The organism is Thioalkalivibrio sp. AKL19 (assembly GCF_000420165.1).
Lineage (GTDB): Bacteria > Pseudomonadota > Gammaproteobacteria > Ectothiorhodospirales > Ectothiorhodospiraceae > Thioalkalivibrio.
Genome location: NZ_ATUK01000010.1, coordinates 599729 through 613084, shown reverse-complemented (window position 1 = coordinate 613084; position 13356 = coordinate 599729). Strand labels below are relative to the sequence as shown.

General features: G+C 68.9%; 12 protein-coding genes. 10 read left to right on the top strand and 2 right to left on the bottom strand.

Annotated features, from left to right (window positions below; translation table 11 throughout):
• From F817_RS0104805 to lnt, 7 genes are all read left to right on the top strand, one after another.
• Positions 1-1371, top strand: coding sequence for an MFS transporter (locus F817_RS0104805; RefSeq protein ID WP_024326592.1), 1371 nt, complete (start codon positions 1-3; stop codon positions 1369-1371).
• 176 nt (positions 1372-1547) lie between these two features.
• The gene (ssb, locus tag F817_RS0104800; protein ID WP_024326591.1) at positions 1548-2027 is read left to right on the top strand and encodes a single-stranded DNA-binding protein; all 480 of its coding nucleotides are present in this window, start codon (positions 1548-1550) and stop codon (positions 2025-2027) included.
• A gap of 45 nt (positions 2028-2072) precedes the next feature.
• On the top strand, positions 2073-3425 hold the full coding sequence (gene miaB / locus F817_RS0104795; protein ID WP_024326590.1) for a tRNA (N6-isopentenyl adenosine(37)-C2)-methylthiotransferase MiaB: 1353 nt from the start codon (positions 2073-2075) through the stop codon (positions 3423-3425).
• A 12-nt stretch (positions 3426-3437) separates the two neighbouring features.
• The gene (locus F817_RS0104790) at positions 3438-4469 is read left to right on the top strand and encodes a PhoH family protein (protein WP_024326589.1); all 1032 of its coding nucleotides are present in this window, start codon (positions 3438-3440) and stop codon (positions 4467-4469) included.
• Positions 4459-4971 (top strand): rRNA maturation RNase YbeY, encoded by a 513-nt coding sequence (ybeY, locus tag F817_RS0104785; RefSeq protein WP_024326588.1) that lies wholly within the window; start codon positions 4459-4461, stop codon positions 4969-4971. The genes F817_RS0104790 and ybeY overlap by 11 nt, the downstream gene beginning before the upstream one ends.
• Complete coding sequence (locus tag F817_RS0104780) at positions 4964-5896, top strand: HlyC/CorC family transporter (RefSeq protein WP_024326587.1); 933 nt, start codon at positions 4964-4966, stop codon at positions 5894-5896. Before ybeY ends, F817_RS0104780 begins: the two co-directional genes overlap by 8 nt.
• A 5-nt stretch (positions 5897-5901) precedes the next feature.
• Positions 5902-7392, top strand: coding sequence for an apolipoprotein N-acyltransferase (lnt, locus tag F817_RS0104775; RefSeq protein ID WP_024326586.1), 1491 nt, complete (start codon positions 5902-5904; stop codon positions 7390-7392).
• A gap of 4 nt (positions 7393-7396) precedes the next feature.
• Here the strand turns inward: lnt and F817_RS0104770 are convergent, their stop codons facing one another.
• Both F817_RS0104770 and F817_RS0104765 read right to left on the bottom strand, forming a co-directional pair.
• The gene (locus F817_RS0104770) at positions 7397-7948 is read right to left on the bottom strand and encodes a zinc ribbon-containing protein (protein WP_024326585.1); all 552 of its coding nucleotides are present in this window, start codon (positions 7946-7948) and stop codon (positions 7397-7399) included.
• A gap of 137 nt (positions 7949-8085) precedes the next feature.
• Positions 8086-8937 (bottom strand): DUF2189 domain-containing protein, encoded by an 852-nt coding sequence (locus F817_RS0104765; protein WP_024326584.1) that lies wholly within the window; start codon positions 8935-8937, stop codon positions 8086-8088.
• A 251-nt stretch (positions 8938-9188) separates the two neighbouring features.
• Between F817_RS0104765 and leuS the strand changes: the two genes are divergently transcribed.
• From leuS to holA, 3 genes are read left to right on the top strand one after another with little or no spacing between them, the layout of a single operon-like run.
• Entirely contained in the window at positions 9189-11780 is a 2592-nt protein-coding gene (gene leuS / locus F817_RS0104760; protein WP_024326583.1) for a leucine--tRNA ligase, read from the top strand.
• On the top strand, positions 11777-12316 hold the full coding sequence (gene lptE, locus F817_RS0104755) for an LPS assembly lipoprotein LptE (RefSeq protein ID WP_024326582.1): 540 nt from the start codon (positions 11777-11779) through the stop codon (positions 12314-12316). Before leuS ends, lptE begins: the two co-directional genes overlap by 4 nt.
• A complete protein-coding gene (gene holA, locus F817_RS0104750) occupies positions 12316-13353 on the top strand; it encodes a DNA polymerase III subunit delta (RefSeq protein WP_024326581.1) in 1038 nt (345 codons plus the stop codon). The genes lptE and holA overlap by 1 nt, the downstream gene beginning before the upstream one ends.
• Positions 13354-13356 lie beyond the last annotated feature (3 nt).

Genomic DNA, 13356 nt, shown 5'->3' with positions numbered 1-13356 from the left:
ATGAACCCTCGCGAACTGCGCGCCACTACGGGCCTGGCGGCGATCTACGGCGTGCGCATGGCGGGCCTGTTCATGGTCCTGCCGGTGTTCATGCTGCATGCCGACCGCATCCCCGGCGCCACCCCGCTGTTGATGGGCCTGGCGCTGGGGATCTACGGGCTCACCCAGGCCGTGCTGCAGATCCCCTTCGGTCTGCTGTCCGATCGCGTCGGGCGCAGGCCACTGATCCTGGCCGGGCTCCTGCTGTTTGTCGCCGGCAGCCTGGTGGCGGCCCTTGCCGAGACCATCCACGGGATCATCCTGGGACGCGCGCTGCAGGGGGCGGGCGCGGTGGCGGCGGTGATTCTGGCGCTGACGGCGGACCTGGTCGGCGAGGAGCGGCGCATGCGGGCGCTGGCGGTGATCGGCCTGACCATTGGCCTGACCTTTACCGCCGCGATGGCGCTGGGGCCGGTGGTGGATCGTTCCGCGGGGCTGGAGGGGATTTTCGGGCTCTCCGCGTTGCTCGGGCTGGTCGCGATCGCGATCCTGTTCCTGTGGGTGCCGGCACCGGACCGGGCGAGGGTGCATCCCGACATGGTGCCGGTGTGGTCGGCCCTGCCACGGGTCCTGCGCGAGCCCGACCTGCTGCGGCTGAATCTCGGCATCTTCGTGCTGCACCTGGTGCTGGCCGCGAATTTCCTGGTCATTCCAGTCCTCCTGCTGGAGACCCTGGGATTGCCGGGGCCGAGCCACTGGAAGTTCTACGTGCCGGTCCTGCTGGCCGGCTTTGTGTTGATGCTGCCGGGGATCATCTTCGGCGAGCGCCACCGCCGCGTGCACAGCGTGCTGCGCGCGGCCATCGTCCTGCTGGCCGGGGTGCAGATCCTGCTGGCCCTGCTGGTTCTGGACGGCGGGGGCCTGTGGTCGTTCGCCGCCCTGATGATCCTGTTCTTCGCCGCGTTCAACCTGCTCGAGGCCGGGTTGCCGTCGCTGGTGGCCCGCATGGCCCCGGTGGCGCACAAGGGCACCGCGATGGGCGGCTTCGCCACCGCGCAGTTCCTCGGGATCTTCGCCGGCGGCGTGCTTGGCGGCGTGCTGCTGACCGTGGCCGGTCCGGCCGGCGTGTTTCTTGCCGGGGTGCCGTTGTTATTGCTCTGGTGGTGGACCGCTCGCGGGATGCATCCGCGCTACCGCTCCAACCGGGTGCTGGCGGTGCCCGCCCACTGGTCCGGGCGCGAGCTCGAACTGCGACGGATCCTGGCGGACTGGCCGGGCGTGCACGAAGCGGAGTTGTCGCCGGATGCGGGCACCCTGTACCTGAAGGTGGACCCCGGTGGGCCGGATACCCCCGATCTGACCGACTGGCTGGCGCGCCCGGCCGCCCGCTAGGTGTGGAGTCTCACAAGGTTGTCCTCGGTCTACCTGAGGACAACCTTGTGAGACTCCACACCTAGGGCCCTGCGTACCGGACCCGCATCCTCATCGCGGACCGGTGCACTGTCGCGGCGGGGGTGGGCTGCTACACTATCGGGTCTGTCTCTCCATGCCCGACTGAAGGAGGCCCCATGGCCCGCGGCGTCAACAAAGTCATCCTGCTCGGAAACCTCGGGGCCGACCCGGAAAAGCGCGAGACCCCGAACGGGGTTACCGTCACCAACCTGCGTCTGGCGACGTCGGAGCAGTGGACCGACAAGAACTCCGGCGAGAAGCGCGAGAACACCGAATGGCACCGGGTGGTGATGTTCGGGCGCCTGGCGGATATCGCCGCGCAGTACCTGTCCAAGGGCTCGCAGGTCTACATCGAAGGCAAGATCCAGACCCGCAAGTGGCAGGACCAGTCCGGCAATGACCGCTACAGCACCGAGGTGGTCGCCAACGACATGCAGCTGATCGGCGGTCGCGGTGGCGGCGGCGGAGGCGGGTTCGACCAGGACCCGGGCTACGGCGGCGGCAATGCCTACGGCGGTGGCGGCCAGCAGGGCGGCAATCGCAGCAGCGCGCCGGCCTCCGGTGGCGGCTTCGACGATGACGACGTCCCGTTCTGACGTCCGGCGATTCCTGAACTCCCCAACCAGCGAAGTACCCATAGCATGATCCGCAAGGTCTACATCCAGACGCACGGCTGCCAGATGAACGAGTACGACTCCGATCGCATGCTCGACGCGCTGCGCGAGCTGCACGGGGCCGAGCGCACCGACGATCCGGAGCAGGCCGACGTCCTGCTGATGAATACCTGCTCCATTCGCGAGAAGGCGCAGGAGAAGGTCTTCTCGCTGCTGGGCCGCTGGCGGCAGATCAAGGAGCGCCGGCCGGAGGTGATCATCGGCGTGGGCGGCTGTGTGGCCAGCCAGGAGGGCGACGCCCTGCGCGAGCGCGCCCCGTACGTGGATCTGGTATTCGGGCCGCAGACCCTGCACCGGCTGCCGGCCATGATCCAGTCGGTGCGCCGCGAGCGCGCCCCGGTGGTGGATATCTCTTTCCCCGAGATCGAGAAGTTCGACCGTCTGCCGGAGCCGAAGGCCGAGGGGCCGACGGCGTTCGTCTCGGTGATGGAGGGCTGCTCCAAGTACTGCAGCTTCTGCGTGGTGCCCTATACCCGTGGCGACGAGATCAGCCGCCCGTTCGACGACGTGATCGCCGAGGTGGTCGCGCTCGCCGCGCAGGGGGTCAAGGAGATCAACCTGCTGGGGCAGAACGTGAACGCCTATCAGGGGCCGATGGAGGATGGCGACACCGCCGACCTGGCGTTGCTGATCCACTACGTGGCGGCCGTCGAGGGCATCGAGCGCATCCGTTTCACCACCTCGCACCCGGTGGAGTTCTCCGATTCGCTGATCCAGGCCTTTGCCGACGAACCGAAGCTGGTCAGCCACCTGCACCTGCCGGTGCAGAGCGGTTCGGATCGCATCCTGGCGCAGATGAAGCGCGGCCACACGATCCTGGAGTACAAGTCCAAGATCCGCCGCCTGCGCGAGGCGCGCCCGGATCTGGATCTCTCCTCGGACTTCATCGTCGGCTTCCCCGGCGAGACCGACGCCGACCACGCCGCCACGATGAAGCTGATCGAGGAGCTGCACTTCGATTTCTCCTTCAGCTTCATCTACAGCGCGCGCCCGGGCACCCCGGCCGCATCGCTGCCGGACGACGTGCCGATGGCGACCAAGAAGGCCCGTCTGGCCGAGTTGCAGGCCCTGATCGAGCAGAACGGGCGCGCGCGAAACGAGTCGATGGTGGGCAACGTCGAGCCGGTACTGGTAGAAGGTCCGGCCAAGCGCAACCCTGGCGAACTGGCCGGGCGCACGGCGAACAACCGTATCGTCAACTTTGCCGGGGATCCCGGCCTGATCGGGCAGCTGATCCCGGTCGAGATCACCGAGGCACTGGCGCATTCCCTGCGCGGCCGCACGGTGGAGCGGGCAATGCCCGCCGCCGTCGGCGCCTAGGGAAACCGACGCATGGCCAATCGTCTGGACTTCACCCTGGAGCCCGGTGACCAGGAGACGCTCGCGCGGATCTCCGGACCCCTGGATGCCCACCTGCGCCTGATCGAGTCGCGCCTGGGCGTGGCGGTGCACAACCGCGGGCCGCGTTTCAACCTGACCGGCCCGCAGTCCGCCGTGCAGGCGGCCGGCGCCCTGATCCACGACCTGCACCGCATGGCGCAGGAGGAACCGGTCAGCCTGGAGCAGGTGCACACGGCCCTGCAGACGGCGCACGTCGAGGGACTGGCCGAAGCCGACAATGACGGCGGTGACCCGTCGCTGCGCCTCAAGCGCGCGGTGATCCGCGGGCGTGGCCCGCGGCAGGCGAAGTACCTGTCCGCGATCGCGCAGCACGACCTCAGTTTCGGCATCGGCCCGGCGGGGACGGGCAAGACCTTCCTCGCGGTGGCGGCGGCGGTGGCCGCGCTGGAGCAGGATCGCGTCCAGCGCCTGGTGCTGGTGCGCCCGGCGGTGGAGGCCGGCGAGCGCCTGGGCTTTCTGCCCGGCGATCTGGCGCAGAAGATCGACCCCTACCTGCGGCCGATGTACGACGCCCTGTACGAACTGATGGGGTTCGACCAGACGGCGCGCCTGATGGAGCGCCAGGTGATCGAGGTCGCCCCGCTGGCCTACATGCGCGGACGCACCCTGAACGAGGCCTTCATCATCCTTGACGAGGCGCAGAACACCACCGTCGAGCAGATGAAGATGTTCCTGACCCGCATCGGTTTCGGCTCCACCGCCGTGGTCAATGGCGACATTACCCAGGTCGATCTGCCGCGTGGCCAGCGTTCGGGGCTCAAGCACGCGATGCAGATCCTGAACGACGTGGAGGGGGTGCATATCACCCGCTTCCAGGCCGGGGACGTGGTACGGCATCCACTGGTGCAGCGCATCGTGGAGGCCTACGACGCCCATGACAGTGCCTCCGGGAAACCGGGAGCGGCGCCCGAGTCCGATGCCGGTGGTGCCACCGTGGACGGGCAGGACGCCGATGGCGCTTGAAGTCGCGGTACAATACGCCGTGCCGCGGGCCGGCCTGCCGGCCGCCGCCACCCTGCATCGCGCGGCCCGGGCGGCCTGGCGCCGGGAGGGCGAGGCCGCGGTCACGCTGCGGGTGGTCGACGCCGCCGAGGGGCAGTCACTGAATCACGCCTTTCGCGGACGCGATTATGCAACCAACGTGCTGTCCTTTCCCGCCCCCGCCCTGCCGCCCGGTCTGCCCCCGGAGGCGGACGCCTATCTCGGCGACGTGATCCTGTGCGCGCCGGTGCTGGCCCGCGAGGCGGCGGAGCAGGGCAAGACCCTGGCCGCCCACTACCACCACATGGTGGTGCACGGGATGCTGCACCTGCAGGGCATGGACCACCAGACGCCGGACGAGGCCGCGCGGATGGAGGCAATTGAGTCCTCGATCCTGGCCGGGTTAGGCTATCCGGACCCCTACGCCGAGCATCCGGCCCGCGTCCTGTCGTCGCCCCCAGCCGGAAACGCCCCCGATGCCTGAACCCGAACCCGACGAGCAACCGATCTGGCGGCGCTGGCTGAGCCGTGCCGGGGAGATCCTGCGCCCGCGCCGTGAGCCGGCCACCCGCCGCGAACTGGTCGAGACCCTGCGGGGCGCCCAGGACCGCGAACTGGTCGATCCCGAGGCCCTGACCATGCTCGAGGGCGTGCTCAACGTCGCCGACATGCAGGTGCGCGACATCATGATCCCGCGGGCACAGATGGAAGTGGTGCGCCGCGATGCCGGGCTTTCCGAGTTCCTCCCCGACGTGGTCGCCTCCGCGCATTCGCGCCTGCCGGTGGTGGGGGACCATCGCGACGAGGTCGTCGGCGTCCTGCTGGCCAAGGACCTGCTGCGCTTCTTTGGCGAGCCGGACGATGCCGCCTTCGACATGCAGGAGATCCTGCGTCCGGCGGTGTTCGTGCCCGAGAGCAAGCGTTTGAACGTGCTGCTGAAGGAATTCCGCCTGAGCCGCAACCACATGGCCATCGTGGTGGACGAATATGGCGGCGTGGCCGGCCTGGTGACCATCGAGGACGTGCTGGAGCAGATCGTCGGCGAGATCGAGGACGAGCACGACGTCGAGGACTACCTGACCCAGATCATGCAGCACCCGGGCGGGCGCTATACCATCAAGGCGCTGACCCCCATGGAGGAGTTCAACGCCTACTTCCAGACCGCCTACAGCGAGGATGACTTCGACACCATCGGGGGCCTGGTGCTGTCGCATTTCGGGCATGTACCGCGCCGCGGCGAGCAGATCGTCGTGGACGGCATGCAGTTCCGCGTGCTGCGCGCCGACAACCGGCGCCTGCACCTGCTGGAGATGCGCCTGCCCGAGCCGGATGCCCAGGCCGCCACCAGCGCGGGATCGCAGCCGTTCGATGGTCTGGCCCCCGAGCCGGACGACCGCAGCACCCGTTGAACCTCATGCCGGTTCGCGTCGCACAGTTGCCTCCCTTGGCTGCGGGGCTCGCGGCCCTGATGGCCGGGGCGGGCGCGACCCTGGCCTTTGCCCCGGTCAGCTGGTTCCTGGCCGCCCCGCTGGGGCTGGCGGCATGGTTCGCCCTGCTGCCCGGGGTTGCCCCGCGCCGGGCCGCCTGGATCGGCTACGCCTTCGGCCTCGGGTTCTTCGGGACCGGGGTGACCTGGATCTTCAACAGCCTGCTGGTGTTCGGCCAGGCGCCCCTGTTGGTTGCCTCGCTGATTACCGTGCTGTTCGTGCTGGCCATGGCGGCCTATCCGGCACTGCTGGCCGGATTGGCGGCACGCTTTCTGCCGCTGGAGCGTCCGGCCGGGATGCTGGCGCTGGCGGCTGGCCTGGTGCTGATGGAGCTGGCGCGTTCCTGGTTGTTCTCCGGGTTCCCCTGGCTGCTGTTCGGCCACACCGTGCTGGATACGCCGCTGCAGTCCTGGCTGCCGCTGGCCGGCGAGTTGGGGGCGGGGCTGGTGGTCGCACTGCTGGCGGTGGCGCTGGTCAGCGTGTTCCGGCCCGGACAACGCGGGCTCGGAGCGGGGCTGGCGGGGGCGCTGGTACTGGCCTCGCTGGCGCTGGGACTTGCCCGCTGGGTGGAGCCGGGCGGCGAGCCGATCTCGGTGGCCATGGCGCAGGGCAATATCGATCAGGCGCGTAAGTGGGATGCCGATGGCATCGAGTATTCGCTGGGGATCTATGAGGAACTGACGCGCGAGGCAGACGACGTCGACCTGGTGGTCTGGCCGGAGACCGCGATCCCGGCGTTCTATGTCGAGGTGCAGCGCCCGCTCGGGCAGCTCGCGCAGTCGTTGGCGGAGCATGACAGCGAACTGCTGACCGGGGTCTTCGACCATGCGTCGGCCGGACGCCATGTGTACAACTCGGTGGTCAACGTGACCACGGGTGCCGGATACAACAAGCGCCAGCTGGTGCCCTTCGGCGAGTACATCCCGTTGCGCGGCCAGCTCGACTGGCTGGACCGGTTGCTGGCGATCCCGATGTCCGACCTGTCCCCGGGCACCGGCGACGGGCGCATGCGGGTCGCCGGTCAGACGGCCGGGGTCAGCATCTGCTACGAGGCGGCATATTCGCGCCACATTCGCGCCGCGCTGCCAGAGGCCGGGTTCCTGGTCAATGTCTCCAACGATGCCTGGTTCGGTGACAGCCTCGCCCCGGCCCAGCATCTGCAGATTGCGCGGGTGCGGGCGGTGGAGACCGGGCGCCCGATGATCCGGGCAACCAATACCGGCATCTCGGCCCTGATTGATGCCGATGGCCGGATACTCGAGCGTTCGGGGATCTTCACCCGCGAGGTGGTGACGGGCACGCTGCAGCCTCGCCACGGCGTGACGCCGGCAACCGCCACCGGGGCGGGGCCGGCCGTGCTGGCCGCGCTGGTGCTGGTGGTTGCCGGTGCCGCGGTCGGCCGTCGCCGCCGACGCTGACGGGTTATTCGGCCTCGGTGCCGCCGGGGCCGCGACGGAACGTCGTGTTGTGGCAGTTGGAGCACGGCGGGATGCGGCCGACCTTCGTCATGTGCACGGGATGGCCGCATTGCTTGCAGAGCAGTTCGCCGGGGCCGGTGATCTCGCCGGTGTGCCACTCGCCCATCACCTGGGCGCGCGCGGTCAGTTCGGTGATCTCGATCCGGGTGCGATCGGCGATGCGCTCCAGGGCGCTCTTGATACTGGCCTCGATCAGGCCCAGGTCGATCTGCAGCCAGCCGCGCCAGTCGGAGCTGCGGCTGTCGAGGTAGGCGCCCAGATCCTGCAGGTCCCGGCGCAGGTAGTCCATGACCTCGTGGGCCTCTTCGCGGGTCAGGTCGCTGGCCTTCTGTACGCGATCCCGGGCGTTCTCGAGGGACTCGGTAATGGCCTTGCTGGTCTTGTCTTCCAGCTTTTCGAGATCCTCGGTGACCTCGTGCAGCATGCGGTGATAGGCATCGCTCAGGCGCGACTCGCGCTCCTGGTCCTGGGCCTGATCCTTCTGTTCTTCGCTCATCGGCCTCTCCTTTGCGGTCGCAGATCCGTTCGACAGGGTCCCACGTTAGCACGAGCGCCCGCACCCGGAGCAGCGATGCCCCGGGTGGGTGGTATGGCTATACAGGTGGGTGGGGTGGGCATCTCGCGCCGACGGGATCAGGTCGTCGCGACCAGATCGCGGTAGCCGTGCCACATGGCGAAGCCCAGCCACGGGAAGATCACGATCAGGGCCAGCAGGGCGGTCGCGACCGAGACCATGAACAGGGCCGTGATGACCAGGCCCCAGAGGATCAGTGGCCCCGGGTTGTGGTTGAAGGCCTTCAGGCTGACGCCGATGGATTCGATCAGGCTCTTCTGTGCGGCCTCGTCGCGTACCCGGTGATCCAGCAGGGCCGGGATCGTCGCCAGACTCAGGGCGAATACCACCAGGCCGAAGACGATAGCGGCCACCACCACTCCGATCAGCGAGACGATGCCGGCGCCGCTGCTGAGCATCGCGCCGATCAGGTGATGCAACTGGCCCATCACCGCGAGTTCGCCGATATTGAGCACCGCGATCCACATCCACACAAAGCTGGCCCAGATCACGAACAGCAAGGCGAGCAGGGCGGCGAAGGCCCAGACCGAACCGCCCAGGGCCCCCAGCCAGCCAAGACCGGCGCCGCCCGGCTCCCCGCGTTCCCTTTGCAGGGCGAGGTAGTTCACGCCCACGGCGAGCACGGGGCCCAGCAACAGGATGCCGGCGAGGAATGAAAACGCCATCCACGGCTGGTTCCACGACAGGCTGATCAGCACCAGGCCGGCCAGGGCGATCACCAGGCCGTGCACCAACGCCACCGGCATCTGCCAGAGGTCGCGCCAGCCCTTGCCGAGCCAGGTGCCGAGGTCCTCGGGCGTGACCTCGCGAATGGTCGGGGACTCGGTCTCCGGGGTGTGTTCGGGGTGGGTTTCGCCCAGATCCTCGGGGTAGGCCCGCTGCACAACGGGAATTTCGTCCTTCTCGTGCATATCCAGCCTCCTTGGAAACTCCGGTTCAACGTTTCCAGTCGATCTACCCGTGAGGCAGTCCGGAAAGGGCCTCTGTTCCTGACTGGTTGTGATGGGAGTCACATGCCACCGGCGGCGAGACGGGTCGTCCGGCGCACCTCGGTTGGCGGTGCGGCCGTATCGGTGAGGGGCGGTTTCCCTTGGAGGGGGTGGGGGGCGCTGGTATTCTGCGCAGTTCTTTGTTTCCGGCGACGACAGGACAGGTGAGGCGCATGCAGGAGCACTATTCCCCCGAGGCGATCGAGGCGCAGGTGCAGCGCCAGTGGGAGGAGGCCGACTGCTTCCGGGCGCGCGAGGATGCTGCCGGCGAGCCGTTCTACTGCCTGTCCATGTTCCCCTACCCCTCGGGCAAGCTGCACATGGGCCATGTGCGCAACTACACCATCGGTGACGTGATCGCGCGCTTCCAGCGCATGCAGGGGCGCAGCGTGCTGCAGCCCATGGGCTGGGACGCCTTCGGCCTGCCGGCCGAGAACGCGGCGATGCAGAACCACGTGCCGCCGGCCGCCTGGACGCGTCAGAACATCGAGCAGATGCGCACCCAGCTCAAGCGTCTGGGCTTTGCCTACGACTGGTCGCGCGAATTCGCTACCTGCGACGCCGACTACTACCGCTGGGAACAGTGGCTGTTCGTGCGCCTGCTGAAGAAGGGCCTGGTCTATCGCAAGAAGGCGACCGTGAACTGGGACCCGGTGGACCAGACGGTGCTCGCCAACGAACAGGTGATCGAGGGCCGTGGCTGGCGCTCCGGGGCGGTCGTCGAGCGCCGCGAGATGCCGCAGTGGTTCCTGCGCATTACCGACTACGCCGACGAACTGCTGGAGGCTCTGGATGACCTCGACGGCTGGCCGGACCAGGTGCGCACCATGCAGCGCAACTGGATCGGGCGTTCCGAGGGCGTGGAGCTCGAGTTCGCAGTCGAAGGCGGCGAGGCGCTGGCTGTCTACACCACGCGCCCGGATACCCTGTTCGGTGTGTCCTACATGGCGCTGGCGCCGGAGCACCCGCGGGTGCAGGCGCTGGCGGAGCAGGACGCCGAGCTGGCCGCGTTCGTCGCCGACTGTGCGCAGGGCGGGGTGGCCGAGGCGGACCTGGCCACGATGGAGAAGAAGGGCCGCTCGCTGGGCTTCACCGCTCGCCACCCGCTGACCGGCGAGGATGTCCCGGTCTGGGTCGCCAACTTCGTGCTGATGGAATACGGCACCGGTGCGGTGATGGCCGTTCCGGCGCACGACGAGCGCGACCACGAGTTCGCCACGAAATACGACTTGCCGATCCGCCAGGTGATCGCTCCGGCCGACGGCGCGGAGGTCGATGTGCAGCAGGCCGCGTTCACCGACGCCGGCGTGCTCGTGAACTCGGGGGATTTCGACGGGCAGGCATCGGAGGCGGCCAAGGCAGCGATCGCCGAGCACTTGGAGCAGACCGGCATCGGCCGGCGCCGGCGCAACTACCGCCTGCGCGACTGGGGCATCTCGCGCCAGCGCTACTGGGGTTGCCCGATCCCGGTGATCCATTGCGAGGCATGTGGCGCGGTGCCGGTGCCGGAGGCGGACCTGCCGGTGCGCCTGCCGGAGGACGTGATCCCGGACGGGGCCGGCTCGCCGCTGGCGCGCATGCCCGAGTTCTTCGAGGCGACCTGCCCGGAATGCGGGAAGCCGGCGCGGCGCGAGACCGATACCTTCGACACCTTCTTCGAATCCAGCTGGTACTTCGCCCGCTATGCCTGTGCCGACAACGACACGGCGATGCTGGATGCGCGCGCCGACCACTGGCTGCCGGTGGATCAGTACGTCGGTGGCATCGAGCACGCCGTGCTGCATCTGCTATATGCGCGCTTCTTCCACAAGCTGCTGCGCGACGAGGGCCTGCTGGCCTCCGACGAGCCGTTCACCCGCTTGCTGACCCAGGGCATGGTGATCGCACCCACCTTCTACCGCGAGCGCAGTGACGGCGGGAAGGACTGGATCAACCCGGCGGACGTCGAACTGGAACGTGCCGAGGACGGCTCGGTGAAGGCCGCGCGCCACCGCGAGGATGGCCAGCCGGTCATGGTCGGCGGCATGGAGAAGATGTCCAAGTCGAAGAACAACGGCGTGGACCCGCAGGCCCTGATCGAGCGCTTTGGCGCGGATACCGCGCGGCTGTTCACCATGTTCGCCGCACCCCCGGACCTGTCGCTGGAATGGTCCGACTCCGGCGTGGAGGGCGCGCATCGCTTCATCAAGCGCCTGTGGCGCGCGGTGCACGAGCACGTGGGCGGCGAGTCGCCCGGGGCGCTAAACACGGACGCGCTGGACGATGCCGGGCGCGAGCTGCGGCGCAAGCTGCACGACACCATCGCCAAGGTTACCGACGACATCGGCCGGCGCCAGACCTTCAACACCGCGGTGGCCGCGAACATGGAACTGCTGAACGACCTCGGCAAGTTCCCGCAGGACGCCGCCGGGGCTGCGGCCGTGCGCCAGGAGGCGCTGGAGGGGATCGTGCGCATGCTGGCGCCGATCATCCCGCACGTGACCGAAACGCTGTGGCGGACCCTGGGTCGCGACGAGCTGGTGGCCGCCACGCAATGGCCGCAGGTCGACGAGGCCGCACGCCAGGCCGCGCAGGAGACCCTGGCGGTGCAGGTGAACGGCAAGCGCCGTGCCGAGATCGCGGTCCCGTCCGGGGCTGACAAGGACGCGATCGAGACCGTCGCCCGCAACGACGAGAACGTGCAGCGCCATATCGAGGGGCAGGATGTGATCAAGGTAATCGTGGTGCCCGGACGCCTGGTCAACTTCGTGGTGAAGCCGCAATGACCGCCCTGCTGCGCGCGGGGCTGGTGCTGTTGCTGGCGGTTTCGCTGGCCGCCTGCGGCTTTCAGTTGCGCGGCAGCGGCGAATGGCCGGAGGCGCTGCAGCCGGTGCAGATCACCGGCATCAATACGCGCGACTCGCTGTACCGGGAACTGGCCGTGACCCTGGGTTCCTCCGGCGTAGAGGTAGTGAATCAACGCCCGGAGGGGCAGGGCGCGATCCTGGAGATCCGCTCGGTCAACGATCAGCGGCGCACGCTGTCGGTGACCGAGGCCGCCCGGGTCTCCGAGTACGAACTGATCCGCACGGTCAACGCCCGTCTGCGCCCGGTGGAGGGGGAGGCGGTCGACCTGGGGCCACTGCGTGCCTCGCGCATCTACCTGTTCGACGGGACCGCGGTGCTCAGCCGGGGCGAGCGCGAGGCCACCCTGCGCGCGGCGATGGACCGCGACATCGTCGGCCAGCTGCAGCGGCGGATCGCCGCGCTGATCGAGCCGGACGGCAGCCTGCGCCAGAGTGTGGAGGACCCGGCCCCGTAATGGCGCTGGATATCGCCCGCCTGGAGCAGGATCTGGCGCGCGGGCTCGCCCCGATCTACCTGTTGCTGGCCGAGGAGCCGCTGCAGGCGATCGAGGCGGCCGATGCAATCCGCGCCGCCGCCCGCGACCAGGGCTTCCTGGAACGTACGGTGCTGGATCTGACCGCGCAATCCGACTGGGGCCCGTTCGAGGCCGCGATCCGTGATCGTTCGCTGTTCGCCGAGCGCGCGGTGCTGGACATGCGCCTGGCCACCGGCAAGCCGGGCAAGACCGGCGGCGACCATTTGAAGGCCTACGCCGGCGACCCGCAGGATGACCTGGTCCTGCTGCTGCACCTGCCGCGTCCGGACCGCGACATGCGGCGGGCCGCCTGGTTCAAGGCTCTGGAGAACCGTGCGGTGGTCATTCATGCACGTCCGGTGCCGCTGGCCCAGCTGGGCAACTGGATCCGCGCGCGGCTGCAGAAGAACGGTCTGCGCATCACGGACCCGGCGCTGGCGTTGCTGGTCGCGCGGGTGGAGGGCAACCTGCTGGCCGCGCGCCAGGAGATCGAGAAGCTGGCACTGGCCGGCGTGACCGAGATCGACGAGACCGTGCTGGCGGAGGCCACCACGGATTCTGCGCGCTTCGAGCTGTTCGCTCTGGCCCCGACCGCGCTGCGCGGTGATGTCCGCCATGCCCTGCGCATGCTGGAGGGTCTGCTGGATGAGGGCCAGGCCGAGCCGCTGATCCTGTGGGCGCTGGCGCGCGAGTGCCGGCTTCTGGTGCAGGCGATGGAGCGCAAGGCCGCCGGTGCGCCCGACCGCGAGGCGTTCCAGGGCAGCTTTGGCGACGGCCAGAAGGCCCTGCGCCAGGCGATGTCGCGTCTGGACCTGAGCGCGGCGCGGGGCCTGCTGGGCGAGGCCGCGCGCGTGGATCGGGTCATCAAGGGTCAGGAAAACGGCAATGCCCGGCAGGGGTTGCTAGACTTGGTGGCCCGTATGGCGGGGCGGCCGCTTGCCCGGCCCGAACCCGCACTGAATCCCCAACGAGTCTGATTG